The following is a 23,465-nucleotide window of genomic DNA, read 5'->3' on the forward strand; positions in this document are numbered from 1 at the left end:
GACGATCCACCCACATCCTCGGGAGAACGCCAGTGCCAGGAGAGAACCTCACCCGCATCGAAGCGCAGGAGCGCCGCGCGATCGTCGACACGCACGGATACGACGTGCGCCTCGATCTGCTGCGCGGCGACGAGGTGTTCGGCTCGGTGACCACCGTCCGGTTCGCCGCGACCGAGGGCGCGTCGACCTTCATCGACCTCATCGCGCGCACCGTGAACTCGGTGACCCTCAACGGCCGGGTCCTCGACCCCGCCGAGGTCTTCACCGACTCGCGCATCGCGCTCGACGGACTGGCCGCCGAGAACGAGCTCGTCGTCGACGCCGACTGCGAGTACACCAACACCGGCGAGGGTCTGCACCGCTTCGTCGACCCCGTCGACGGTGAGGTCTACCTCTACACGCAGTTCGAGGTGCCGGACTCGCGCCGCGTCTTCACGGTGTTCGAGCAGCCCGACCTCAAGGCCGAGTTCACCTTCACCGTGACGGCCCCGGCCGCGTGGAAGGTCGTCTCCAACTCCCCCACGCCCGAACCGCGCGAGGTGGGCGACGGCGTCGCCGAGTGGGCCTTCCCGACGACGCCCCGCATCTCGTCGTACATCACGGCCCTCATCGCCGGCCCGTACGAGTCGACGTTCTCCGAGCTGACGAGCGCCGACGGCCGCGTCATCCCTCTCGGTGTCTACGCCCGCAAGAGCCTGTGGCAGTACCTGGATGCCGACTACGTCTTCGACAAGACGCGTCAGGGCTTCGCGTACTTCGAGGAGAAGTTCGGCTTCCCCTACCCCTTCGCCAAGTACGACCAGCTCTTCGTGCCGGAGTTCAACGCGGGCGCGATGGAGAACGCCGGTGCGGTCACGTTCACCGAGACCTACGTCTTCCGCAGCAAGGTCACGGATGCCGTCAAGGAACGTCGCGTCGTGACGATCCTCCACGAGCTGGCGCACATGTGGTTCGGCGACCTCGTGACCATGAAGTGGTGGAACGACCTCTGGCTCAACGAGTCGTTCGCGGAGTGGGCGTCGACGATCGCCACCGCCGAGGCCACCGAGTGGGAGGCCGCCTGGACGACCTTCAACGCGATGGAGAAGACCTGGGCGTACCGCCAGGACCAGCTCCCCTCCACCCACCCCGTCGTCGCCGAGATCAACGACCTCGAGGACGTGCAGGTCAACTTCGACGGCATCACGTACGCCAAGGGCGGGTCGGTGCTCAAGCAGCTCGCCGCCTGGGTGGGCATCGAGCAGTTCTTCGCGGGCGTCGCCGCCTACTTCCAGAAGCATCAGTGGTCGAACACCGAGGTCGGCGACCTGCTCGCCGAGCTCGAGACCACGAGCGGCCGCGACCTGGGCGACTGGGCGAAGAAGTGGCTCGAGACCGCGGGCGTGAACACGCTTTCCCCGCTCATCGAGCAGGACGACCACGGCTCGCTCACGCGCTTCGCGATCGTGCAGACCGCGCCGTCGGACTACCCGACGATCCGTCCGCACCGCCTCGGCGTCGGCTTCTACTCGCTCGACAAGTCCGGCCGCCTCGAGCGCGTGCACCGCATCGAGCTCGACGTCGACGGCGACCGCACCGAGGTGCCGCAGCTGCGCGGCATCCGTCGTCCCGACCTGGTGCTGCTGAACGACGACGACCTCGCGTACGCGAAGATCCGCCTCGACGAGCGCTCGCTCGCCACGGCCATCGCGCACCTCAAGGACATCGCCGACCCGCTCGCGCGTTCGCTCGTCTGGGGTGCCGCGTGGGACCAGACCCGGGATGCCGAAGCGTCGGCGACCGACTACATCGACCTGGTGCTGCGGAACATCGGTTCCGAGACCGAGTCGACCACGGTCCGCACGACTCTCGCTCAGCTGCAGCTCGCGGCCAACAGCTACGTCGCTCCGGCGACCCGCGCGGCCGCTCGCGAACGCGTCGCGGACGGTCTGTGGGCCCTGGCGCAGTCCGCCGAGGCCGGCAGCGACAGCCAGCTGCAGTTCGTCACGGCGTTCGCCTCGGCCGCGGCCACGCCCGCGCACGTCCAGACGGTCCGTGCGCTGCGCGACGGCGAGACGGTGCTCGACGGACTCGAGATCGACACCGACCTGTCGTGGCAGCTGCTGGTGGCTCTCGCCGCCGGCGGAGCGGTCACGGCGGCCGACATCGACGCTGCGCGCGAGGCCGACAACACCGCCAAGGGCGGGGAGTTCGCAGCCCAGGCCAAGGCGGCGCTGCCCAGCCACGAAGCGAAGCAGGAGGCGTGGAGCTCCCTCATCGACCGCTCCGACGCGCCCAACACGATCGTCCGCTCCGCGGCGCTCGGGTTCACGCACCCTGCCACCGTCGGCGTGCTGGCCGACTTCGTCGGGCCGTACTTCGACATGCTGCTGCCCATCTGGGAGAGCCGCAGCTACCAGATCGCGCAGTACCTGATCGTCGGGCTCTACCCGGCAGCTCTCGCGAACACGCAGCTGCGGGATGCCACCCGCGCGTGGCTCTCCGCGCACAAGGACGCCGCGCCCGCTCTCCGCCGCCTCGTGAGCGAGAACCTCGCGGGTGTCGAGCGCGCACTTGCCGTGCAGGAGCGCGACGCGCAGTAACGTCACCGCCGTCGACGTACGCCCTCTCCCGCTCCGGTGGGAGGGGGCGTACCTCCTCCGATGTACGGGAATCCGTCCGCGGGGGGACGTGCGGGAAACGCCGCCTTCCTAGCGTGGAAGCATGATCGTCGCAGACCACCTCACCAAGCGATACGGCACCCGCACCGCCGTGTCCGACGTCTCCTTCACCGTCCCGCCCGGGCGCGTCACCGGGTTCCTCGGCCCCAACGGCGCTGGGAAGTCCACCACGATGCGCATGATCGTGGGACTCGATCGCCCGACCGCCGGCAGCGTCACCGTCAACGGAACGCCGTACGACCGCCTGCGCGCCCCGCTGACCGAGGTCGGCGTCCTGCTGGATGCCAAGGCCGTGCACACGGGGCGGAGCGCCCGGAACCATCTCCGCGTCATGGCGGCCACGCACGGCATCAGCCGCAGCCGCGTCGACGAGGTGATCGAGATCACCGGCATCGCCTCCGTCGCCGACAAACGCGCGGGCGGGTTCTCGCTCGGCATGGGCCAGCGACTCGGCATCGCCGCGTCGCTCCTCGGCGACCCGCACACCCTCATCCTGGACGAGCCGGTGAACGGACTCGACCCCGAGGGCGTTCGCTGGGTCCGTGAGTTCGTCCGGCACATCGCCGCCGAGGGACGCACGGTGCTGCTGTCGAGCCACCTCATGAGCGAGATGGCGTTGACCGCCGATCACGTCATCGTCCTCGGGCGCGGCGAGGTGCTGGCGGACGCTCCGCTGCCCGAGCTCGTGCGGTCGTGGACCACTGAAGTCGTCCTGGTCCGCTCGCCGGAGCTGTCGCGTCTGGTGGAGGTGCTCGCACCCGAGGGCGTCACGGCGACGCGCGTGGAGACGGGCCTGGCGAGCTTCGCCGGCGCCTCGGCGGTCCGGATCGGCGATCTCGCCGCGCGTCACGGCATCCCCCTCCACGAATTGACCCCGCGCAGCGGATCCCTCGAGGACGCCTACCTCGCCCTCACCGGCGACGCGATCGAGTACAAGACGAAGGAACTCGCATGACCACCCTCACCGCGCCCCGGCGCACCACGTACACGGATGCCACGGCCGGCCCGACCTTCCTCCGCACGCTCCGCAGCGAACTGCTGAAGCTCACGACTCTCCGTTCGACCTGGTGGTCGCTGGGGATCGCCGCTGCGCTGTCCCTCGCCATCGCCGCGCTGTACGTCTCGGCGTCCGACGGCGGGTATCCCATCCTCGGGGTTCTCCTGTCGGCGCAGTTCACGATGCTCGTGGCCGGCGTGCTCGGGGCGATCGCGATCACCGGCGAGTACGCCACCGGGATGATCCGCTCGACTCTGACGGCCAATCCGCGCCGCGCCCAGGTGGCGCTCGCCAAGAGCCTCGCCATCGCCCTCCTGGTCGGTGCGGCGACGGCGGTCAGCTCCCTGCTCAGCCTCGCGGTCACCGTTCCGATCTCGTCGACCGCGGTCACGTGGTCGGATCCGACGCAGGCCGTCCTCCCCCTGATGCTCGGCGTGCTCGCGATGATCGCCTACGCCCTCATCGGCACGGGCTTCGGACTCCTGATCCGCAACGGCGCCGGTGCGATCGCCGCGACCGTCGGCGTCCTCTTCGTCGCCCCGATCGCGGTCAACCTCTTCGCGCTCGGCGGGACGTCCTGGCAGTGGGTCGTCGATCTCGGACGCTACCTGCCGGTCGCCGCGGGCAGCGACCTGACCGCCATCCCCACCGGCGACATCCTGCAGCCCGCCCTGACGCTCCTCGCCTGGGTCGTGGCGCTCGTGGGCTCGGGCATCCTCGTGCTGCGGCGACGGGACGCCTGACGGATCGGACGAACGACGGATGCCTCGATGCCCAGGTGGCACCGAGGCATCCGTCGTTAGCATGAAGACGATGTCCGTACTCGCCAGCACACCTGACCCCACGACGAGCCCGAGCGCCCCGAGCAGTCCGGCCGATCTCGTCCTCCCCTCCTCCTGGGCGTGGATCGGAGAGCAACTGCTCGGCTTCGGCGGGGTACTCCTGCAGATCTTCGGGATCATCGTCGGCGTCACGATCGCGGCCTGGGTGCTGCGTCTCATCATCCGGCGCGTCGTCGATCGCATCGTCAACGGTGCGAAGAAGAACGCCCGGGTGGACGACACGCAGGCGCTCGACCGTTCGCCGCTCGCCGCCGTCCGCCTCGTTCAGCGCACGCGGACCCTGGGCACGATCCTCCAGAACATCGTCAACGTCGTGCTCGTGATCGCCGCCCTGGTGTGGATCGCCGGGATCGTCGCGCCCGATGCGCTGGCATCCCTCACCCTGCTCACCGCGGCGATCGGCGCGGGTCTGGGCTTCGGCGCCCAGAACATCGTCAAGGACGTGCTGAACGGGATTTTCATCGTCGCCGAGGACCAGATCGGGATCGGCGACGTCGTGGACCTCGGCCTCGCGACCGGGATCGTCGAGTTCGTGAGCGTGCGCATCACGCACGTCCGCGACGTCAACGGCACGCTCTGGTACGTCCGCAACGGCGAGATCACCCGCATCGGCAACATGTCGCAAGGGTGGGCCCGGGTCATCATCGACCTGGCGGTGCCCACGGACGCCGACATCGACGAGGTCGAGAAGGCGATGCTCACCGCGGCGAAGACCCTCGCGAAAGAGACGAAGTGGCGGTCTCGCATCATCGAGCAGCCCGAGATCTGGGGCCTGGAGTCGATCAGCGGCGACGCCCTGGTGATCCGTCTCGTGATGAAGACCCGATCGGGCGCGAAGGACGACGTCGCGCGGGAGCTGCGCGTGCGTCTCAAGCGCGCGATCGACGCGCTCGGCGTCACCCTCCCGCAGCTGAACTCGATCGTCCTCACCGGCGCCGAGGGGGCACAGAGCGTGCGCGGGGCGCACCCCCCGAAGACCAAGCCCACCCCCGTCGCCACCGCACCCGAACGTCCGGTCTGGCGTCCGCGGCGTAAGAAGCTCGCCGTGTCGGACACGGTGTTGGACGCGGATGCCGTGGCTGCCGAGATCGCGGCGGAGAAGGCGCGTCCGACAAAGCCGAAGACCGAAGAGGCCGCGCCGCGGGTCGACGACGGCGACGTGATCAAGCCCACTCCCCCCGCCGTGCGGGCCGACGACGATGGAGCATCCGCGTGAGCGAGCCGATCAGCCTCTACGAGCAGGTCGGCGGGATGGGCACCTTCCGTCGACTCGTCGACGCCTTCTACCGCGGGGTGGCCGAAGACGAAGTGCTGAAGCCGATGTACCCCGAGGAAGACCTTGGGCCCGCGGCGGAACGGCTCACGCTCTTCCTCGCCCAGTACTGGGGCGGCCCCACGACCTATGGCGAGCGACGCGGTCACCCGCGCCTGCGGATGCGGCACATGCCGTTCCACGTCGACCCCGACGCACGGGACCGGTGGCTCCGTCACATGCGCGCGGCCGTCGACGAGATCGCCCTGCCGCCGGCGCTGGAGGCGCCCCTCTGGGACTACCTGGAGCGCGCGGCCCACGCCATGGTGAACACGTTCGAGTCCCGGGGAATCGGACCGACCCGCGACGGGCGCGCCGACACCGGTCTGCCGATCCGTCCCGCCGGCTGATCCCGGGCACGGCGATCCACCGGGCCGCACATCCACCGGTCGCGGGCGAGCTGGCGCGACCCACCGTGACCGAACGCGCGTCAGCGACCGAGGAAGTCGCCGAAACCCGGGATGTCGAGGTTCGACAACCGCTCGCCCCAGCCGCCGATCTGCTCGCCCGCTCCCGACACGGCATCCTGAGCCCCACCGGCCCACTCGCCGAGATCGGTTCCGCCGGCGAGGGAGGCGAGATCGACTCCGGATGCCAACGACTCGAGGTCGACCCCCTCGGCGAGGCCGGCGAAATCGACGCCCATCTGCCCGGCATGCGCGAGCAGCGGCGCGGCGACGGCACTGACGACGGCGCCTCCGGCAACCGCGGCGAGGAGCCCTCCCGCACCGACGACGCCCGCTCCGATGAGGCCGCCACGGCCCGCGCGCGCCAGGATCGTCGACATGCGACCAGGGTGCGCAGCCTCCGCGCGGGCAGCGGTGCGTGCCAGATCGTGGGCGCTGTCCGACCGCGGGCGCTCGGGGGGCGCCAGCTCCGCATCCATCCGCTCCCGCACGTGCGCGCGTTGGGTCGGGCTCAGGCGCGCGAAGGCATCGCGGTGGATCTCCTCGACGCGGTCGGGATCGGCCGTGCGCAGCAGATAGTCGTAGCGAGCGATCGCCGCGCGGTCGCTCTCCGAGACGGAGGCTGAATCGGCGGCGGGCGAGGTGGGGACAGCTCCGCTCGCTGTCGAGGACGGAGGACGAACCGCAGGTGTTCCAGATGCGGTCCCGGAGCGGCCGTCGCCCGTGACCGCGTCCGCGGCGGAGCGCACCACATCACGCCAGTCGGTGCGGCCGCCTCCCGCGCCCGACGGGCGAGACGGCGAGGATGCGGCTTTCTCGACAGCTCGAGAGGCGAGGGAGACCAGGCGGGAGAACGAGACCATGGCAGACCTTTGAACGGGCAACGCGAAGCTGCGGCGTCAAGGTCTCCTCCGCCCGAGTCGGACCGATGCGCCCGGAGACCAATCGTGGTCTCGTGATGACGGAGGCATCGCGACGGGAGTACTCCCCCTGCACGACTCAGCCTAGGCCGCCCGCCTATGGGCCGGCTGAGTCACCCGCCGGTGGCACGCACCGGCGTCAGGCCGGAGCGCACCGGCCCGCGCACGAGCACGTGACCGCGGGCCAGGGTGAGACGCGTCCAGACCCCGCTCGTGCGCACGGCGGCCTGCTCTGCACCCGCGATGAAGCCGAGGGCGTAGGCGGTGAACGCCGTGCCGAGCGCGAGGCCGCCGAGAGCCTCGTCCGGCTGCCCCCACACCTGGGCGCGCACCGTGCGGACGACGTCCTCGCCCGGATCGGACGGGAGGGCGTCGGCCACGGCCGCGATACCGTACTGGGCCCGGGCGGCGAGGACCGCGCTGTCGAGAGCATCCACTTCGGTCCAGCCGCCACGCGGTGGGGACACCCCCGCCCAGGCCGGGGCGCTCGCGGTCTCGGGCAGGACGACCGCGGAGGCGTCGTCGGGTGCGGCCAGGAGAGCGGATGCCTCGACCACGAGATCGCACTGCAACTCCGGGTCGATGACCGATACGCGAAGGCCCAGCACGGTGGGCGTGGCATCCAGAAGGCCCCGGGGGGCGAGCGGGGCGGCCGTGGTCACGAGGACCCCGCCGTCGGCGCGGAGCCGCACCGTCCCGTCACCGAGCCGGACGGCGCGGGAGGCGAAGGTCAGCAGGTCGGCGGCCGCCTGCGGGTCGGGGAACAACAGGCGCGCGGACACCCGCCCTAAACTATCAAGCGACGCAGACCTCTGCGGCGGAACGGGAGTGAGCGTGACCGACGCCATCGACCCCGTCGCCTCTCTGCTCGCGGTGCTCGACCTCCGCGACGCGGGCGCACGGACCACCGAAGACATCTTCACCGGCGTCTCGCAGCCCATGCCGTTCGGGCGTGTCTTCGGCGGGCAGGTGCTCGCGCAGTCCATCGAGGCGGCGTCGCGAACCCTTCCGCCCAAGCGCACGGTGCACTCGATGCACGGGTATTTCCTCCGGCCGGGCGACCCGTCCGACGGCGTCACGTTCTCGGTCGATCGCATCCATGATGGACGGTCGTTCTCGACGCGCCGGACTCAGGCCTTCCAGGCCGGCGTCCCGATCTTCTCGATGATCGCGTCGTTCCAGGACGACGACCCCGGTCTCGAACACGCGGAGCCGATGCCGGAGGGCATTCCTCAGCCGGAAGACCTGCCGCCGCTCGACGACGCGTCTCTGCACCCGCTGAGCCGGCGCGCGATCGCGGACAGCCCCGTCGAGGTCGTGCACGTCCCGTCTCCGGTGTATACCGTCGTGGAAGGGCCGCACGTTCCTCGTCAGGCGGTGTGGATGCGCACGCGGCGCGCGCTGCCGGACGACCCGGCCGTGCACCGCGCCGCGCTCGCCTATCTCAGCGACCTCACCATTCAGGAGCCGATCCTGCGTGGTCACGGCGTGCCCTGGGGTACCCGCGGGCTGCGGGTGGCGAGCCTCGACCACGCCATGTGGTGGCATCGCGCCGGGCGGGTCGACGAGTGGCTCCTCTACGTGCAGGAGTCGCCGAACGCGCGCGGGGGGCGCGGCCTGTCGACCGGTCGCATCTACACCCGCGAGGGCACGCTCCTGGCGAGTGTGGCCCAGGAGGTCATGGTGCGGGTACCGGGCGAGAACGGCGCGTGAGTCGCCAAGAATCGTCGCTTCCGGCCGCATCCAGGCGACAGAACTTGGCGACTCACGCGGGCTCGCGGCGTCAGCGGCCGCGGCGTCGGTACTCGATCGGGTCACCGACGTAGGGGCCCCACGCGGCGCGCTCGGTCTCGCTCCAGCGGATGGGGCGTCCGCTCGCGGTGTCGACGAGCACGACGACAGCGGTCGCCCGCGCGTAGAGCACGGGCTCGTCCTCGCCTGTGGGACTGAAGACCTCGAAGCAGATGTCGGCGCTCGAGCCGCCCATCGCGCCGATCCACAGGCGCACGTCGAGTGGACGCTGGCTGTAGGGAACCGGGCGGAGGTACTCGATCTCCTGCCGGGCGATCAGGGTCGCCCGCTCGCCGCCGCTTTCCAGGACGCTCATGTCGAAGACCGCGGTCGGGAGGGCCTCGCCCTCTTCGTCACCGCGCCAGAAGGCGCGCAGACGCGCCTCCTCGAGGAGCTTGAGCATCGAGGTGTTGTTGACGTGCCCGAGCGCGTCGAGATCGCCCCAGCGCAGGTGGATGGGGACGTGCAGCCGCGCGGGCCCGGCCGCTGCCGGACCCGCGGGCGCCGTCGACTCAGTCACGCGTGAGCTTGCGGTAGGTCGAACGCGACGGGTTGGCCGCGTCGGCACCGAGGCGCTCGATCTTGTTCGCCTCGTAGGCCTCGAAGTTGCCCTCGAACCAGTGCCACTGGTCGGGGTGCTCCTCGGTGCCTTCGTAGGCGAGGATGTGCGTCGCGATGCGGTCGAGGAACCACCGGTCGTGGGTGATGACCACGGCGCAACCGGGGAACTCCAGGAGGGCGTTCTCGAGCGAACTCAGCGTCTCGACGTCGAGGTCGTTCGTCGGCTCGTCGAGGAGCAGCAGGTTGCCGCCCTCTTTCAGCGTGAGCGCGAGGTTCAGGCGGTTGCGCTCACCGCCGGACAGGACGCCGGCCTTCTTCTGCTGGTCGGGCCCCTTGAAGCCGAACTTCGACACGTAAGCGCGGGACGGGATCTCGGTCTTGCCGACCGTGATGATGTCCAGGCCGTCCGACACGACCTCCCATAGCGTCTTCTCGGGGTCGATGTTCGCGCGCGACTGATCGACGTAGCTGATCTTGACGGTCTCGCCCATCTTGAGCGTCCCGCCGTCGAGCGGCTCGAGACCCACGATCGTCTTGAACAGCGTCGTCTTTCCGACACCGTTCGGTCCGATGACACCGACGATGCCGTTGGGCGGCAGGTTGAAGCTCAGGTTGCTGATGAGCGACCGGTCACCGAAGCGCTTCTCGAGCTTCTTGGCGTCGATCACGATGCTGCCCAGACGCGGGCCCGCGGGGATCTGGATCTCGTCGAAGTCGAGCTTCCGCGTGCGCTCCGCCTCGGCGGCCATCTCCTCGTAACGGGCGAGGCGCGCCTTCGACTTGACCTGGCGGCCCTTGGCGTTCGAGCGGACCCACTCGAGCTCTTCCTTCAGGCGCTTGGCGAGCTTGGCATCCTTCTTGCCCTGGACCTCGAGGCGCTGCCCCTTCTTCTCGAGGTAGGTGGAGTAGTTGCCCTCGTAGGGGTACAGGTGCCCGCGGTCGACCTCGGCGATCCATTCCGCGACGTTGTCGAGGAAGTACCGGTCGTGGGTGATCGCGATGACGGCACCCTTGTACGCCTTCAAGTGCTGCTCGAGCCACAGCACGCTTTCGGCGTCGAGGTGGTTGGTGGGCTCGTCGAGCAGCAGCAGGTCGGGCTTCTGCAGCAGAAGCTTCGCCAGCGCGACGCGTCGACGCTCACCACCCGAGAGCGGCACGACGCTCGCGTCGGCCGGCGGGGTGCGCAGCGCGTCCATGGCCTGCTCGAGCTGAGAGTCGAGGTCCCACCCGTCCGCGGCGTCGATCTCTTCCTGCAGGGTGCCCATCTCGGCCAGCAGCGCGTCGAAGTCGGCGTCCGGGTCGGCCATCAGGGCGGAGATCTCGTTGAAGCGGTCGAGCTTCGGCTTGATCGCGACACCGTCCTGGATGTTCTCCAGCACGGTCTTGTTCTCGTCGAGCTCGGGCTCCTGCATGAGGATGCCGACGGTGAACCCGGGGCTCAGGCGCGCCTCGCCGTTGGAGGGGGTGTCGAGCCCCGCCATGATCTTGAGGATCGTGGACTTGCCGGCACCGTTCGGTCCCACCATGCCGATCTTGGCACCGGGGAGGAACGACATCGTGACGTCGTCGAGGATCAGCTTGTCGCCCACGGCCTTGCGGGCGCGGACCATGGAATAGATGTATTCGGCCATCGAGGACGTACCACCTTCGATCGGGGATGAGGGCCGCGCCCGCCCGGTTCGCCGACTCGATCTCGGCGGAGCACCCGGGTGCGCGGAAGTCCCGATCAGCCTATCAAGGCCGCCTGTGCGGGCGCCGTCCGACGCGGGCCACGGGTGACCGGAGCCGCGGCGACGGCCGAGCCGCTCGCGACGGGGTCACCGCCCGCGGACCGGCACCCCCGTTTCCACCCGGCCCCGTGGTGTCACCAGTCGATCGCGCGCGTCTGCCCGATCAGGCACGCGCCGGTGGACAGCCCCGGCAGCACGGTGGCCACGGGGTCGCCGATGGACGGGCCCACCTGACCGACGAGGCAGTCCTCACCCCACCGCACCGAGAACTCGATGCTCTCGGCGGGGTTGCCGATCGTCGTGGTGTCGGGTGTGACCTGCATCGCCGCCTTGTCAAAACCGGCGGCGACGAGGGCGTCGACGTAGGCCCGCCCGGACACCTGGTCGGGTCCGGCCCACACCGCGCGCACGACATCCGCGAAGAGGGGGAGGTTCTCCGCCGCCGACCCCGTGGGGACGAGGGTCGGGACCGCAGCGGACGCCGAGGGAGTCGTCGCTGCCGTCGCCGTCGCCGCGGGGGTCGCGACCGCCTCGGAAGGACCGTCGGACGGTGTCGGGGTACAGCCCGCCAGCGCGAGAACGGCCGCCGCCGCCAGAACGGTGGCCGGTCGGGGTGTCAGGCGAATCACTCGCCCGAGTCTACGGACCGACCGCGCGCGCCCCGGCCGTCAGAACGGGGTCGCGTCGCCGACCTCGACGAGGGCGGGAGTCGACTTCCCCCCTTCGACGCCGTCGGGATCGGGTGCCCCGGCGGGAACGGACGGGGATTCTCCCGGCACGGCCCACGCGTCGTCGCCGCCCTCGGAGGACGCACTGGACGCCTCACCCGATCCGGCCGTGGCGGTGTCGTCGCGCCGGACGCTCCGACGGAACGTCGACGCGCCCCATCGAAGATCGTGGCCGACGGCGTCCGCGGTGACGTCGGCGCTGACTCCGCGTTTGGCATCGGTCTCCCACTCGCGGAGGCGGAGCCGGCCCGCGACGATGACGCGTTCGCCCTTGCGGAGCGAAGCCAGCGCGTTCCTGCCCAGTTCGCCGAAGACCGAAACGGCGTAGTAGTTGGTGTGCCCGTCGATCCATTGGCCGCGTTCCCGGTCGAACCGGCGCTCGCTCACGGCGAGACGGAACGCCGCGATCGGCTCGCCGCCGCGGGTGGCTCGCTCCTCGGGGTCGCCGATGATGTTGCCGACGAGGGTGATGTGGTCGCTCATGATGTGTCCTCTCTGGGTTCGGGCTCCGGCATCCGTGTGCCCGACGGACGCCGGAGCCAGGGACAGAATGACCGGTCGGGCCAGAGAGTCGCAGGCCGCGGACGCCGTTCCGTGGAGAAGTCCGACGAACCGATCAGTGGGGAGAAGGAGCACCCCGGCGATGTCGGAGGCCCCTCGTAGCGTGAGGGCATGACCACCGCACTGTGGAACGACCTCGCCCCGGCCCCGCGCCCGGCCGGGTGGGGAGCGGCGACCCACGTCGCCGCAGGCCTGTGGCGCATCGCCGACCCGCGCGGCGTCGTCGTGGGTCACGTGCGCGCGATCGCCGCCGATGACGGGTGGCGATACGCGGCCGAGCGTTTCCATGCGACGACGGGTCGGTTCCGCCGATTGGGCGAGTTCTGGTCGTCCAACGACGCACTGGAGTGCCTCCGCTACGCGCGGTAGAGCTCCACGCGGGCGCGCCCCGGCGACCCCGCGAGGTCGGAGCCGGACGCACGGACCACGACGATCGGGGCTGCAGAAAACAGACCCGATACGCCCTCGCGGCTCAGACCACGGTCGCGAGGTCGTCGAGCGCCGCTCCCGCCGCTGTCCCGCGCACGTCCTCCCAGGCGTGCCGGAGGATGTCGACGGCGCGCTCGAGCGTGTGCGGTGCGGCCGTGAACGGGATGCGCAGCCGCCGGTCGTGTCCTCCCTCGACCGCGAAGCGTGAGCCGGCGGACAGGAGCAGCCCACGGGCCCGCGCGCTCATCACGAGCGGGGTGCTGACCGGTTCTCCGAGGCCGACCCACAGCGACACCCCTCCGTGCGCGTGCGGGATTTCCCACTCGGGGAAGCGCTCGACCAGTGCGCGCGTGAGTGCATCCCGACCGGCGCGCAGCAGATCCGCGCGCTGCGTGCTGATCTCATCGAGCCGGTGCAGCAGACGCGCCGCCACGGCCTGCTCGAACTCCGGGGTGCCCAGATCGTGCACCGGTCGGCCGCTCGCCAACCGCCGCACGATGTCGGCTTCGGCCCGGACCCATCCGACGCGCAGGCCGCCCCACACCGTCTTCCCCAGGGAACCGACCCTCACGATCCGGCCCAGGTCGGGGAAGGCGACCGGCGCGGTCGGACGGTCGATGTCCAGGCCCGAGGTCGTCTCGTCCAGCACGAGGTACGTCCCGGCGCGCTGCGCACCGTCGACGAACGCGGTCACCTCCTCCCGGCTCATGGTGCGACCGGTCGGGTTCTGGAACTCGGGCATGAGATAGGCCAGAGCCGGCAGCACCCGGGCGAACGTCTGCGCCGCTCGATCGAGATCCCACCCGTCGTCCGGGGAGACGGGGACGCCGACGAGTCGGGCGCCCACGGCACGGAAGGCGTCCGCGCCGTGGGGGTAGGTCGGCGTCTCGATGAGGACGCGGTCGGCGCGCGACAGGAGGACCGAAGCGATCAGGTGCAGTGCGCTCTGCGCCCCCGTGGTCACGAGGATCTGGTCGGGCTCGGTCGCGAGTCCGCGGTCGCGATAGTGCTGGGCGATGGCTTCGCGCAGTCCCGGCTCCCCGACGACGTCGTACCCCGTACGCGCGACCAGTGCGGCGGCATCCTGAGCCACGTCCTGGATGACCGCCGGCAGACCGGGCCAGGCTGCGGGGCTCGCCTGCTGAAGGTCGATGACGCCGTCCCGCCGGTCGTCCGCGCCGGGGTCGTTGCGCCGGAGTGGCAGGGTCACGCTCCCGCTCCCGCGCAGGCTCTCGATGTGGCCGGTGTCTCGCAGGCTGCGGTACGTGGCGGCCACGGTGGTGCGACTCAATCCCAGGGCCGCGGCCAGCTCGCGCTCGGCGGGAAGCGCGGTGCGCGGGGCGATGCGGTTGTCGAGGCACAGGAGGCGGATGCCGTCAGCCAGCGCCTCGTAGGCGGGGCCGCGGCCGCGCCAGCCACCGAGCGCCTCGGCGAGGGCGCGGGCGGAGATGCGGGAGTCCATGAGGCCAGAGTAACCAGATTGGCACGCTTGCATAGACCCAATCCTGTGATTGGCTCCTTTCGTGACCACCCGGATCCTTCGCCTGCTGATCGGCCTCTGCCTCTACGGCTTCGGCTGCGCCCTCACCATCGCGGCCGGTCTCGGCGTCGACCCGTGGACGGTGTTCGCCGAGGGGCTCTCGCGCGTGACGGGGATCGGTGTCGGCTGGATCACCAACATCGTGGGACTCGGCGTGCTGCTCCTGTGGATCCCCCTCCGGCAGAGACCCGGCGTCGGCACGGTGGCCAACATCCTCCTGGTCGGGACGAGCATCCAGGTGTCCCTGACGTTCCTGCCGCATCCCGACACCCTGATCTGGCAGGCGCTGATGCTCGTGGGCGGAGTCGTCACCGTCGCGGCGGCCTCCGGACTGTACATCGGCGCGCGCTTCGGACCCGGCCCGCGCGACGGGCTGATGACCGGAATCCACGCCCGGTTCGGTTGGCCGATCTGGGCCTCGCGGCTCGCCGTCGAGGGCACCGTGCTGGTGGCGGGCTGGCTCCTCGGCGGCACGGTCGGCATCGGCACGGTCGTGTTCGCCCTCGGGATCGGACCGTTGGTGCACGTCGCACTGCGCCTGTTGGCCGCACCCGAGCCGCGACGGCGTCTTCACCGCCCGGCCCGGGTGTGACGCCCGGCGGGGTCGCGGAGGCTTCCTCGCCTCCACGACACGCTGCGGGGCTCAGTGCTCCCGGAACTGGGGCCGATCGCTCCCGGGCTTCAGGTGCGAATGCACCGCGTTCTTGGCGATCTCCATCGTGGGGTAGACCCCGAGGCGTTCGTCCCTGCCGGTCATGTGCACGGCGTAGCCCTCGGCATCCTTCTGGATGGTTCCGACCACTCCGCCGGGGCCGTACGCGACCCACAGTCGGCGCGTCGTCGTTTCGGACATGGTGCTCCTTTCGTTCGATCTGGCCGGAGCGTACGCCCGCCCGTCCGGCCCCGCCAGGGGGTCGACCACGGCGCGAGCGGGTCACCGATATCCTGGTGGCGACCCCCAGTAGCTCAGTGGATAGAGCAGCGGCCTTCTAATCCGCCGGTCGCACGTTCGAATCGTGCCTGGGGGACCGACTCCCCCGTCTCACCCCGTCAGTAGGATGACGGGATGGTAAGCGCCTCTGAGAACGACCGGCTCGTCTGGATCGACTGCGAGATGACGGGACTCGACCTTGCGGTCGACGAGCTCGTCGAGATCGCGGTCGTGGTCACCGATTTCGAGCTGAACGTCCTCGACCCCGGCTTCCAGGTCGTCATCAAGCCCGACGCCTCGGCCCTGGCGAACATGGGCGACTTCGTCACCGAGATGCACCGGTCCTCGGGTCTGCTCGACGAGATCCCGAACGGCGTGAGCCTGGCGGATGCCGAGTTCCAGGCGCTCGAGTACATCCAGCGCTTCGCCCCGCTCGAGGGCAAGGCGCCCCTGGCGGGCAACACGATCGGCACGGACCGGATGTTCCTCGCGAAGTACATGCCGCGGGTCGACCGGTGGCTGCACTACCGGAACGTGGACGTGTCGAGCATCAAAGAGCTCTCGCGCCGCTGGTATCCGCGCGCCTACTTCAACGCTCCCGCGAAGAACGGCGGGCATCGCGCCCTCGCCGACATCCTCGAGTCCATCCGCGAGCTGGCGTACTACCGCAAGGCCGTGTTCGTGCCGGAGCCGGGCCCCACGAGCGACGAGGCCAAGGGCGCCGCATCGTCGGTCGTTTCGTCGTTCGCGCGGGACGTATGACATAATCGTTCAGTTGTCCGCTGCGGTGGACACATGGTGGCTATAGCTCAGTTGGTAGAGCACCGCGTTGTGGTCGCGGGGGTCGCGGGTTCAAGTCCCGTTAGCCACCCCACCCCGAAGGCCCGCCTCCCCGGCGGGCCTTCGTCGTTCCGGCCGGTGCCCTGCGAGGACTCATAGAATTGGGCGGACGGAGCGCGAGGCATCCCCGCCGACGTCCGCAGGAACGGGAGAACCATGCACGACGAGGTGGACGAGCACGCGTGGCTCGACCTCGACGGTGCCGCGTTCGAGGCCCTGGTCGTGGACGAGCTGGACCGCCTCCCGGACGACATGGTCGACGGGCTCGACAACGTCGTGTTCGTCGTCGAGGACCGCCCCGAGGATGGATCGCTCGATCTCCTCGGCCTCTACGACGGATGGGCTCTCACCGAACGTGAACGCTACGGCGTGGGCGAACTCCCCGACCGGATCATCGTCTACCGCGAGCCGCACCTCGCCGCCTGTGCGGACGAGGACGAGCTCCGCGACGAGATCCACACCACCCTCGTCCACGAGATCGCCCACTTCTACGGCATCGACGACGCGCGTCTCCACGAACTCGGATGGGCGTGATGGCCGGTACCGCGGTTCCCGACCTCGACGAGGTCACCGAGATCGAGGCCGCTCCCCCGACCTCGTGGCAGACGGTCGTCTGGAACGACCCCGTCAACCTGATGAGCTACGTCGTCCACGTCTTCCGCACGTACTTCGGCTTCGACGCCGACACCGCCCATCGGCTCATGCTCTCCGTGCATCACGACGGGCACGCCGTCGTCGCGCGCGGACCCCGCGAACTCATGGAGTTGCACGCGCAAGCCATGCACGAGTTCGGCCTCTGGGCCACCGTGCGGAAGGACGTCGAATGAACGACCGCATCGTCGTGATGGAGATCAGCGGCCTCGAGGCGCTGCACCTCGCCGGAATCGTCGGACAGTTCCGCGATCTCGTCGCGGGCGCCGAGCGCGAGGAAGACCCGGCCGTCACGCGCCTGCTGCCCGACGCCTATCCCGACGATGAGGCCGCGAGCCGCGAGTTCCGCCGTCTGACCGGGGCCGACATGCTCGACCGGCGCGTCGAGGATGCCGGAACGGTCCTGCACACCCTCGGCATGGACGGCGGCGAACTCGATCCGGGGAGCGACCCCGACACGACTATCACCGTGGCGCTCGGCGAGACCGAAGCCCGGGCCTGGATGCGGACCCTCGCGGCGGTCCGCCTCGTGCTCGCCACGCGTCTCGGCATCCAGGACGAGGACGAGCCCCGGACGGGCGACGCGCGATTCGGCATCTACGAATGGGTCACCTACCGTCTCGACGGACTCGTCACCGCCCTCGATCGGAACTTGAGCGATCCGCCCACGGCCTGACTCAGGGTACGAACACGACGAGGGATGCCAGCGCCTGCGGCTCGTGCTCGGCGAGATGCGCGTCTTCTTGGGCCGCCCAGCGGTCCCAGTGCGGGCGGTACGTGTCACCGTCGCGCCGCAGGGCGCGGTCTTTCCGTGCGCCGTCGGGCGCGTCGACCCACACGCGGACGTCGGCGAGCGTTGCGGCCGCGGGGGTGAGCACCCCCGATCCCTCGACGACGAGCGGCAGCGACGGGTCGACGGCGTGGGCCTCCGCCCGCTCCCCCGCCTCCCAATCCCAGCGTTGCCACACGCCGATCGTGCCCTTCGCGTGGGGCAGGAGGATCGTCTCGCGAGCGTACTCCGCTCCCTCGGCGAGTCCTCCCCAGCCGGGGTAGAGGTCATCGAGAGCGACGAGCTGCACCCGGCTGCGCCCCGGCCAGGCACTGACCAGGCGGCGGGCGAGCGAACTCTTGCCCGCTCCGCTGCGGCCGTCGATGAGCACCACGGGGTTGGACGCCCCCACCGCCGACACCCGCGACGACACCGCCCCGACCGCGGCGGTCAGGGCGTCGTCGAGGGGATCGGCGCTACTTCTTGAGGGCGCGGATGACACGGCTGAGCGCGCGACCGGCGACCCACACGAAGGGGATACCGACGGCGAGCAGGGACACGAGGTTCGGGTCGAAGCGGAGGTCGTCACCGCGACGGATGTACGCGCCGAGCGGGAGGGTGTACCCGCCGCCACCTCCGCCGCCGTTGCCCTGTTCGTCCGAGCCGCCGCCGAATCCGGCCCACGTCAGGGCGACCGGGACGATGCGCACGCCGTCCACGTCCTGCTGCTCGCCGTAGGCGGAGGTGACGCCGAAGCTGGTGGCCCGCTTGCCGAGTTCCAATGCGATGTTGGGCATGGACCCCACCGTACCCGCCCGTGATCGACGCGCCCAGGGGCGTTGCGCACCGGGCGGCGCCGTGTCAGTGGTCGTACGAGGGACGCGGATTCGTGGGCAGCGCGCCGCCGCCGCGCGACGGGCCGAGGAGCGACCCGCGAGTGACGGCGCCGCGCCCGAACCGCGCGGTCGCGCCGTCGAGCGCCCCTTCCACACGGCGCCACTCCGCGTCGTCGTCCCACAGCGTCGCGGCCGTCGCGGTCGGCCGCAGTTTCTCGCCGCGGACGCCGACGAGCCGCACCGCCTGACGGCGGTCGATCCCGTCGAACAGCTCGATCGCGGCATCCCCGATCCGCTGTCCGACCGACGTGGGTTCGGGGAGGGTCCGCGAGCGGCTCAGCGTCGTGAAGTCGCTGAACCGCACCTTGATGGAGATGGTGGATGCCTCGAATTCCTGGTTCCGCAGACGCGCGCCCACACGGTCGGCCAGCCGGCGCAGCTCGACGTGGAGCGTCTGCGTGTCGGAGATGTCGGTGTGGAACGTCTCTTCGTGCCCCACGCTCTTCTCCGTGCGCCCGGTGTGCACCTCTCGGGCGTCGATCCCGCGGGCGAGGTGCCAGATGCGTTCACCCATGGCCGGCCCGAGCACCTTCTCGAGCGCCGGGCGCGGAGTGTCGAGCACGTCGGAGATGAGACGGATGCCCCGCGATTCGAGAGCCTCCGCCGCCTTCGGCCCCACTCCCCAGAGCGCACGGACCGAACGCGGCCGCAGGAACGCCTCGGTGTCCGCTTCGGCGACGATCAACAGGCCGTCGGGCTTGGAGATCGTCGAGGCCATCTTCGCCACGTGCTTGGTCGCCGCGACCCCCACGCTGCACGTCAGACCGGTGCGTTCCTTGACCCGGACCCGCAGATCGCGCGCGATCCTCCCCGGACTCCCCCACAGCCGTCGAGCCCCGCGCACGTCGAGGAACGCCTCGTCGATCGACAGGGGCTCCACGAGCGGGGTGATCTCATCGAAGATCGCCATGACCTGGCGCGACATCTCGGTGTACCGCGAGTACGGCGGATTCACGACGATCGCGTTCGGGCACAGGCGCAGGGCGATCGCCACCGGCATCGCGGACTTCACACCGTAGCGTCGCGCCTCGTACGACGCGCTGGACACGACCCCGCGCCCTTCGGAGCCGCCGATGATGAGCGGCTTGCCCGCGAGCGACGGGTCGTCGAGCACCGCGACCGAGGCGAAGAAGGCGTCCATGTCGACGTGCAGGATGCCGGTCCCGGTGTCGTCGGCACCGGGCGGCGACACGATGCGTCCCGTGCCGTCTCCGCGTCCCATGGCATCCATTCTCCCCCGGGCCTCCGACATCGCGGCCGGGGCGGGGGGCGGCGCGCGCGGCCTCGGCGATCTGCGCAACCTCAGCAGGAATCCGCCGAGGCCAGCGGATCCGAGGCCAATCGCTGAGGTTACGCCGGACGCGCTCCCGCCCCCGCCGCCTCGACCCATCCGCGCAACCTCAGCGAACTGCGCAACCTCAGCCCAAATCCCCCGAAGCCAACTGACCCAAGGCGAATCGCTGAGCTTACGCTGCCGCCCCACCCCGGGAACGACGGATGCCACGGCCCGCGCCCGCGAGGAGCGTCGGAGCCGTGGCATCCGGGGTGCTTACTGTGCGGCGGCGCGCTCCAGCACGAGCTCGCGCACGCGCGCGGCGTCGGCCTGACCCTTCATCGCCTTCATCACGGCGCCGATGACCGCGCCGGCGGCCTGGACCTTGCCGTCGCGGATCTTCGCCAGCACGTCGGGCTGGGCGGCCAGGGCCTCGTCGATCGCGGCGATGAGCGCGCCGTCGTCGGACACGACGGCGAGACCGCGGGCGTCGACGACTTCCTGCGGGGTGCCCTCGCCCGCGATGACGCCCTCGAGCACCTGACGCGCGAGCTTGTCGGTCAGCGTGCCCGCGTCGACGAGCTGCTGCAGCGCGGCGACGTTCTCGGGGCTCACGAGCTCAGCGGGCTCGCGCTCCTCGGCGTTGGCGATGCGGCTGATCTCGCTCATCCACCACTTGCGTGCGGCGGCGGGCGACGCACCGGCGGCGACGGTGGCCTCGACCTCGTTGAGCAGCCCCGCGTTCACGACGCCCTGGAAGTCGATGTCCGCGAAGCCCCAATCGGCCTTGAGCCGACGACGGCGTGCGGCCGGCGGCTCGGGCAGCGCGGCGCGCAGCTCCTCGATCAGCTCCGGCGCCGGCACGACGGGGAGCAGGTCGGGCTCGGGGAAGTAACGGTAGTCGTCGGCATCCGACTTCGGACGCCCCGGCGACGTGCGCCCGGTGTCCTCGTGCCAGTGGCGCGTCTCCTGCGTGATCGTGCCGCCGGCGGCCAGGATCGCCGCCTGGCGCTGGATCTCGTACCGCACCGCGCGCTCGACCGACCGCATCGAGTTGACGTTCTTCGTCTCGGTGCGGGTGCCGAGCTTCTCCTGGCCGCGGGGGCGCAGCGACACGTTCGCGTCGCAGCGCAGGTTGCCGCGTTCGAGGCGCGCCTCGGAGATGCCGAGACCGCGGACGATGTCACGGATCGTCGCGACGTACGCCTTCGCGAGCGCCGGAGCCGAATGCTCGGCGCCGAAGATGGGCTTCGTCACGATCTCGACCAGCGGAACGCCGGCGCGGTTGTAGTCGACGAGCGAGTACTCGGCGCCCTGGATGCGCCCGGTCGCCCCACCCATGTGGGTGAGCTTTCCGGCGTCCTCCTCCATGTGCGCGCGCTCGATCGGCACGGTGACGATCGTGCCGTCCTCCAGCTCGACCTCGACCGATCCCTCGAAGGCGATGGGCTCGTCGTACTGCGAGATCTGATAGTTCTTGCCGAGGTCGGGGTAGAAGTAGTTCTTCCGCGCGAACCGGCTCGACGGCGCGATCGAGCAGCCGAGGGCGAGGCCCAGGCTGATCGACGATCGGATCGCCTCGGCGTTCACGACCGGGAGCGCGCCCGGCAGGCCCATGTCGACCGGCGCGACGAGCGTGTTCGGCTCGGCGCCGTGGTTCGCCTCGTTGGCGGGGTTGGGCGCGGCGGAGAACATCTTCGTCGCCGTGTTGAGCTCGACGTGGACCTCGAACCCGAGAACCGGCTCGAACAGTTCGAGCGCCTCGTCGAAGTCCATCAGCGCGTCCTTGGCCATCAGCGGGTCGCTCCGTTCGTGAGGGAGGGGGCACGGTCGAGAAGCGGACCGCCCCACTGGTCGACCAGCAGCGCTTCGAGCGCCGCGCCGACGCGGTACAGACGTGCGTCCTCACGGGCCGGGGCGAGGAACTGGATGCCGACCGGCAGACCGTCCTCCTCGGCCAGGCCGCTCGGGATCGAGATGCCCGGGACGCCGGCGAGGTTCGCCGGGATGGTCGTCACGTCGTTGAGGTACATCTGCAGCGGATCGTCGAGCTGCTCGCCCAGGCGGAACGCCGTGGTCGGCGCCGACGGGGTCGCGATCACGTCGACCTCGGCGAACGCGGCGTCGAAGTCCTGCTGGATGAGGGTCCGCACCTTCTGCGCACTGCCGTAGTAGGCGTCGTAGTACCCGGCCGACAGGGCGTACGTGCCGAGGATGATGCGGCGCTTGACCTCGGGACCGAACCCGGCGTCGCGCGTGGCGGCCATGACGTTCTCGACCGTCGGGGTGCCCTGCGGTGTGACCCGCAGACCGAAGCGGACCGAGTCGAACTTGGCCAGGTTGCTGGATGCCTCGGCCGGGAGGATCAGGTAGTACGCCGCCACGCCGTATTCGAAGTGCGGGGCGCTGATCTCGACGATCTCGGCGCCCTGAGCCTCCAGGGTGGCGAGAGCGGCACGGAACGAGTCGGACACGCCCTTCTGGAAGCCGCGGTCGTCGAGCTCGCGGATGACGCCGACCTTGAGGCCCTTCAGCACCCCACCGGTGGCGCCCTCGCGGGCCGCCGCAGCGAACGAGGGCCACGCGTCGGTGAGCGACGTGGAGTCGTGCGGGTCGTGGCCGGCGATGACGTCGTGCAGGAGTCCCGCGTCGAGCACGGTGCGCGTCACGGGACCGACCTGATCGAGGCTGGATGCCAGGGCGATCGCGCCGTAGCGGCTGACACCGCCGTACGTGGGCTTGACGCCGACGGTGCCGGTCACGTGCGCGGGCTGGCGGATCGAGCCGCCCGTGTCGGATCCGAGCGCGAGGGGGGCCTCGAATGCGGCCACGGCGGCGGCCGAACCGCCGCCCGAACCGCCGGGGATCCGGTCGAGGTCCCACGGGTTGTGCGTCGGACCGTACGCGGAGAACTCGGTCGACGAGCCCATGGCGAACTCGTCCATGTTCGTCTTGCCGAGCGGCACGAGTCCGGCGGCGCGCGAGCGAGCGACGACGGTGGCGTCGTAGGGCGACAGGTAGCCCTCGAGGATCTTGGATCCGCTCGTGGACGGCATGTCGGTCGTGACGAGCACGTCCTTCACCGCGAGCGGCACGCCCGCGAGCTCGTGCAGCTCCTCGCCCGCGGCGCGGCGGCGGTCGATGTCCGCCGCGACGTCGAGAGCATGGTCGCTGACGTGGAGGAAGGCGTGCACGTCGCCGTCGACGGCGGCGATGCGGTCGAGGTGCGCGCGCGTCGCCTCGACGCTCGACACCTCCTTCGACGCGAGGGCCGCGGCGAGGTCGGCGGCGCTCAGGCGCGTGAGGTCGCTCACTGCTCCTCCCCCAGGATCGCCGTCACGCGGAACCGGCCGTCGGCCTGGTCGGGTGCGTTCTGCAGCACCTGGTCGCGGGTCAGCTGCTGCTGCACGACGTCGGGGCGGAACACGTTCTGCAGCGGGATCGGGTGGCTCGTGGCGAAGACGTCGGGGGTTGCCACCTCGGACACCTTCGCGATGTTGTCGACGATGGCATCCAGCTGGCCGGTCAGGCTCTGGATCTCTTCGTCGCTCAACTCGATCCGAGCGAGCACACCGAGATGGCGCACGAGATCAGGGGTGATTTCAGACACCCGCCAAGTCTAGTTCG

General features: G+C 70.6%; 26 protein-coding genes and 2 tRNA genes. 14 read left to right on the plus strand and 14 right to left on the minus strand.

What is annotated here, in order from left to right; all coding sequences use genetic code 11:
- The first annotated feature begins 32 nt into the window (after positions 1-32).
- From pepN to P8R59_RS15415, 5 genes are all read left to right on the plus strand, one after another.
- Positions 33-2,582 carry an aminopeptidase N gene (pepN, locus tag P8R59_RS15395; RefSeq protein WP_278101771.1) on the plus strand — a complete coding sequence of 850 codons (2,550 nt, stop codon included), beginning with the start codon at positions 33-35 and terminating at the stop codon, positions 2,580-2,582.
- Between the two features lie 121 nt (positions 2,583-2,703).
- Positions 2,704-3,615: an ABC transporter ATP-binding protein gene (locus P8R59_RS15400; protein ID WP_278101772.1), complete on the plus strand. Its 912-nt coding sequence runs from the start codon at positions 2,704-2,706 to the stop codon at positions 3,613-3,615.
- Entirely contained in the window at positions 3,612-4,400 is a 789-nt protein-coding gene (locus tag P8R59_RS15405; protein WP_278101773.1) for an ABC transporter permease subunit, read from the plus strand. The genes P8R59_RS15400 and P8R59_RS15405 overlap by 4 nt, the downstream gene beginning before the upstream one ends.
- A 70-nt stretch (positions 4,401-4,470) precedes the next feature.
- On the plus strand, positions 4,471-5,715 hold the full coding sequence (locus P8R59_RS15410; RefSeq protein WP_278101774.1) for a mechanosensitive ion channel family protein: 1,245 nt from the start codon (positions 4,471-4,473) through the stop codon (positions 5,713-5,715).
- On the plus strand, positions 5,712-6,161 hold the full coding sequence (locus P8R59_RS15415) for a globin (RefSeq protein WP_278101775.1): 450 nt from the start codon (positions 5,712-5,714) through the stop codon (positions 6,159-6,161). The genes P8R59_RS15410 and P8R59_RS15415 overlap by 4 nt, the downstream gene beginning before the upstream one ends.
- 80 nt (positions 6,162-6,241) lie before the next feature.
- On the opposite strand, the gene P8R59_RS15420 is transcribed toward P8R59_RS15415, so the two are convergent.
- Together P8R59_RS15420 and P8R59_RS15425 are read right to left on the minus strand one after the other, a co-directional pair.
- A complete protein-coding gene (locus P8R59_RS15420) occupies positions 6,242-6,598 on the minus strand; it encodes a hypothetical protein (protein ID WP_278101776.1) in 357 nt (118 codons plus the stop codon).
- Positions 6,599-7,251: 653 nt separating this feature from the next.
- On the minus strand, positions 7,252-7,920 hold the full coding sequence (locus P8R59_RS15425; protein WP_278101777.1) for a hypothetical protein: 669 nt from the start codon (positions 7,918-7,920) through the stop codon (positions 7,252-7,254).
- A 52-nt stretch (positions 7,921-7,972) separates the two neighbouring features.
- Here P8R59_RS15425 and P8R59_RS15430 point away from each other — a divergent pair, with 52 nt between their 5' ends.
- Entirely contained in the window at positions 7,973-8,851 is an 879-nt protein-coding gene (locus P8R59_RS15430; RefSeq protein ID WP_278101778.1) for an acyl-CoA thioesterase, read from the plus strand.
- A 70-nt stretch (positions 8,852-8,921) separates the two neighbouring features.
- On the opposite strand, the gene P8R59_RS15435 is transcribed toward P8R59_RS15430, so the two are convergent.
- The 4 genes from P8R59_RS15435 to P8R59_RS15450 form a co-directional block, all read right to left on the minus strand.
- Positions 8,922-9,449, minus strand: a complete 528-nt coding sequence (locus P8R59_RS15435) for an acyl-CoA thioesterase (protein ID WP_278101779.1) — start codon at positions 9,447-9,449, stop codon at positions 8,922-8,924.
- Positions 9,442-11,121 carry an energy-dependent translational throttle protein EttA gene (gene ettA / locus P8R59_RS15440; protein WP_278101780.1) on the minus strand — a complete coding sequence of 560 codons (1,680 nt, stop codon included), beginning with the start codon at positions 11,119-11,121 and terminating at the stop codon, positions 9,442-9,444. Before ettA ends, P8R59_RS15435 begins: the two co-directional genes overlap by 8 nt.
- 233 nt (positions 11,122-11,354) lie before the next feature.
- Positions 11,355-11,849 (minus strand): DUF6993 domain-containing protein, encoded by a 495-nt coding sequence (locus tag P8R59_RS15445; RefSeq protein WP_278101781.1) that lies wholly within the window; start codon positions 11,847-11,849, stop codon positions 11,355-11,357.
- 39 nt (positions 11,850-11,888) lie between these two features.
- Entirely contained in the window at positions 11,889-12,431 is a 543-nt protein-coding gene (locus P8R59_RS15450; RefSeq protein ID WP_278101782.1) for a single-stranded DNA-binding protein, read from the minus strand.
- A 189-nt stretch (positions 12,432-12,620) separates the two neighbouring features.
- On the opposite strand from P8R59_RS15450, the gene P8R59_RS15455 reads away from it, so the two are divergent.
- Positions 12,621-12,878, plus strand: coding sequence for a hypothetical protein (locus P8R59_RS15455; RefSeq protein WP_278101783.1), 258 nt, complete (start codon positions 12,621-12,623; stop codon positions 12,876-12,878).
- 103 nt (positions 12,879-12,981) lie between these two features.
- On the opposite strand, the gene P8R59_RS15460 is transcribed toward P8R59_RS15455, so the two are convergent.
- Positions 12,982-14,400: a PLP-dependent aminotransferase family protein gene (locus P8R59_RS15460; protein WP_278101784.1), complete on the minus strand. Its 1,419-nt coding sequence runs from the start codon at positions 14,398-14,400 to the stop codon at positions 12,982-12,984.
- Positions 14,401-14,461: 61 nt separating this feature from the next.
- Here P8R59_RS15460 and P8R59_RS15465 point away from each other — a divergent pair, with 61 nt between their 5' ends.
- Positions 14,462-15,070, plus strand: a complete 609-nt coding sequence (locus P8R59_RS15465) for a YczE/YyaS/YitT family protein (protein WP_278101785.1) — start codon at positions 14,462-14,464, stop codon at positions 15,068-15,070.
- Between the two features lie 51 nt (positions 15,071-15,121).
- Here P8R59_RS15465 and P8R59_RS15470 read toward each other — a convergent pair whose 3' ends face one another.
- The gene (locus P8R59_RS15470) at positions 15,122-15,331 is read right to left on the minus strand and encodes a methyltransferase (protein WP_278101786.1); all 210 of its coding nucleotides are present in this window, start codon (positions 15,329-15,331) and stop codon (positions 15,122-15,124) included.
- A 102-nt stretch (positions 15,332-15,433) separates the two neighbouring features.
- Here P8R59_RS15470 and P8R59_RS15475 point away from each other — a divergent pair.
- The 6 genes from P8R59_RS15475 (at position 15,434) to P8R59_RS15500 (ending at position 17,576) form a co-directional block, all read left to right on the plus strand.
- Positions 15,434-15,506 (plus strand) — tRNA-Arg (locus tag P8R59_RS15475).
- Between the two features lie 38 nt (positions 15,507-15,544).
- Positions 15,545-16,171, plus strand: coding sequence for an oligoribonuclease (gene orn, locus P8R59_RS15480; protein ID WP_278101787.1), 627 nt, complete (start codon positions 15,545-15,547; stop codon positions 16,169-16,171).
- A 36-nt stretch (positions 16,172-16,207) separates the two neighbouring features.
- Positions 16,208-16,283: transfer RNA gene (locus P8R59_RS15485), tRNA-His, on the plus strand.
- A gap of 122 nt (positions 16,284-16,405) precedes the next feature.
- The gene (locus tag P8R59_RS15490) at positions 16,406-16,783 is read left to right on the plus strand and encodes a metallopeptidase family protein (protein WP_278101788.1); all 378 of its coding nucleotides are present in this window, start codon (positions 16,406-16,408) and stop codon (positions 16,781-16,783) included.
- Complete coding sequence (gene clpS, locus P8R59_RS15495; RefSeq protein WP_278101789.1) at positions 16,774-17,076, plus strand: ATP-dependent Clp protease adapter ClpS; 303 nt, start codon at positions 16,774-16,776, stop codon at positions 17,074-17,076. The genes P8R59_RS15490 and clpS overlap by 10 nt, the downstream gene beginning before the upstream one ends.
- The gene (locus P8R59_RS15500) at positions 17,073-17,576 is read left to right on the plus strand and encodes a DUF2017 family protein (protein WP_278101790.1); all 504 of its coding nucleotides are present in this window, start codon (positions 17,073-17,075) and stop codon (positions 17,574-17,576) included. Before clpS ends, P8R59_RS15500 begins: the two co-directional genes overlap by 4 nt.
- 1 nt (position 17,577) lies before the next feature.
- Here the strand turns inward: P8R59_RS15500 and P8R59_RS15505 are convergent, their stop codons facing one another.
- The 6 genes from P8R59_RS15505 to gatC all read right to left on the minus strand — a co-directional run bounded on the left by P8R59_RS15505 (position 17,578) and on the right by gatC (position 23,448).
- Entirely contained in the window at positions 17,578-18,171 is a 594-nt protein-coding gene (locus P8R59_RS15505) for a hypothetical protein (RefSeq protein WP_278101791.1), read from the minus strand.
- Entirely contained in the window at positions 18,146-18,466 is a 321-nt protein-coding gene (locus P8R59_RS15510; protein WP_278101792.1) for a hypothetical protein, read from the minus strand. Before P8R59_RS15510 ends, P8R59_RS15505 begins: the two co-directional genes overlap by 26 nt.
- Positions 18,467-18,530: 64 nt before the next feature.
- Positions 18,531-19,787, minus strand: a complete 1,257-nt coding sequence (locus tag P8R59_RS15515) for a DNA polymerase IV (protein ID WP_278101793.1) — start codon at positions 19,785-19,787, stop codon at positions 18,531-18,533.
- Between the two features lie 327 nt (positions 19,788-20,114).
- Entirely contained in the window at positions 20,115-21,632 is a 1,518-nt protein-coding gene (gatB, locus tag P8R59_RS15520) for an Asp-tRNA(Asn)/Glu-tRNA(Gln) amidotransferase subunit GatB (RefSeq protein ID WP_278101794.1), read from the minus strand.
- The gene (gatA, locus tag P8R59_RS15525; RefSeq protein ID WP_278101795.1) at positions 21,632-23,152 is read right to left on the minus strand and encodes an Asp-tRNA(Asn)/Glu-tRNA(Gln) amidotransferase subunit GatA; all 1,521 of its coding nucleotides are present in this window, start codon (positions 23,150-23,152) and stop codon (positions 21,632-21,634) included. The genes gatB and gatA overlap by 1 nt, the downstream gene beginning before the upstream one ends.
- Positions 23,149-23,448: an Asp-tRNA(Asn)/Glu-tRNA(Gln) amidotransferase subunit GatC gene (gene gatC, locus P8R59_RS15530; RefSeq protein WP_077051602.1), complete on the minus strand. Its 300-nt coding sequence runs from the start codon at positions 23,446-23,448 to the stop codon at positions 23,149-23,151. Before gatC ends, gatA begins: the two co-directional genes overlap by 4 nt.
- Between the last annotated feature and the right edge of the window lie 17 nt (positions 23,449-23,465).

Origin of the sequence: Microbacterium proteolyticum, assembly GCF_029639405.1 — a bacterium.
Lineage (GTDB): Bacteria > Actinomycetota > Actinomycetes > Actinomycetales > Microbacteriaceae > Microbacterium.

What these genes read in the sequence shown, in the direction of transcription:
- P8R59_RS15400 (WP_278101772.1), top strand. Translation starts at nt 2,704, where the DNA reads ATGATCGTCGCAGACCACCTCACCAAGCGATACGGCACCCGCACCGCC.
- P8R59_RS15405 (WP_278101773.1), top strand. Translation starts at nt 3,612, where the DNA reads ATGACCACCCTCACCGCGCCCCGGCGCACCACGTACACGGATGCCACG.
- P8R59_RS15410 (WP_278101774.1), top strand. Translation starts at nt 4,471, where the DNA reads ATGTCCGTACTCGCCAGCACACCTGACCCCACGACGAGCCCGAGCGCC.
- P8R59_RS15420 (WP_278101776.1), bottom strand. Translation starts at nt 6,598, where the DNA reads ATGTCGACGATCCTGGCGCGCGCGGGCCGTGGCGGCCTCATCGGAGCG.
- ettA (WP_278101780.1), bottom strand. Translation starts at nt 11,121, where the DNA reads ATGGCCGAATACATCTATTCCATGGTCCGCGCCCGCAAGGCCGTGGGC.
- P8R59_RS15450 (WP_278101782.1), bottom strand. Translation starts at nt 12,431, where the DNA reads ATGAGCGACCACATCACCCTCGTCGGCAACATCATCGGCGACCCCGAG.
- P8R59_RS15455 (WP_278101783.1), top strand. Translation starts at nt 12,621, where the DNA reads ATGACCACCGCACTGTGGAACGACCTCGCCCCGGCCCCGCGCCCGGCC.
- P8R59_RS15460 (WP_278101784.1), bottom strand. Translation starts at nt 14,400, where the DNA reads ATGGACTCCCGCATCTCCGCCCGCGCCCTCGCCGAGGCGCTCGGTGGC.
- P8R59_RS15470 (WP_278101786.1), bottom strand. Translation starts at nt 15,331, where the DNA reads ATGTCCGAAACGACGACGCGCCGACTGTGGGTCGCGTACGGCCCCGGC.
- orn (WP_278101787.1), top strand. Translation starts at nt 15,545, where the DNA reads ATGGTAAGCGCCTCTGAGAACGACCGGCTCGTCTGGATCGACTGCGAG.
- P8R59_RS15490 (WP_278101788.1), top strand. Translation starts at nt 16,406, where the DNA reads ATGCACGACGAGGTGGACGAGCACGCGTGGCTCGACCTCGACGGTGCC.
- clpS (WP_278101789.1), top strand. Translation starts at nt 16,774, where the DNA reads ATGGGCGTGATGGCCGGTACCGCGGTTCCCGACCTCGACGAGGTCACC.
- P8R59_RS15500 (WP_278101790.1), top strand. Translation starts at nt 17,073, where the DNA reads ATGAACGACCGCATCGTCGTGATGGAGATCAGCGGCCTCGAGGCGCTG.
- P8R59_RS15510 (WP_278101792.1), bottom strand. Translation starts at nt 18,466, where the DNA reads ATGCCCAACATCGCATTGGAACTCGGCAAGCGGGCCACCAGCTTCGGC.
- P8R59_RS15515 (WP_278101793.1), bottom strand. Translation starts at nt 19,787, where the DNA reads ATGGGACGCGGAGACGGCACGGGACGCATCGTGTCGCCGCCCGGTGCC.
- gatB (WP_278101794.1), bottom strand. Translation starts at nt 21,632, where the DNA reads ATGGCCAAGGACGCGCTGATGGACTTCGACGAGGCGCTCGAACTGTTC.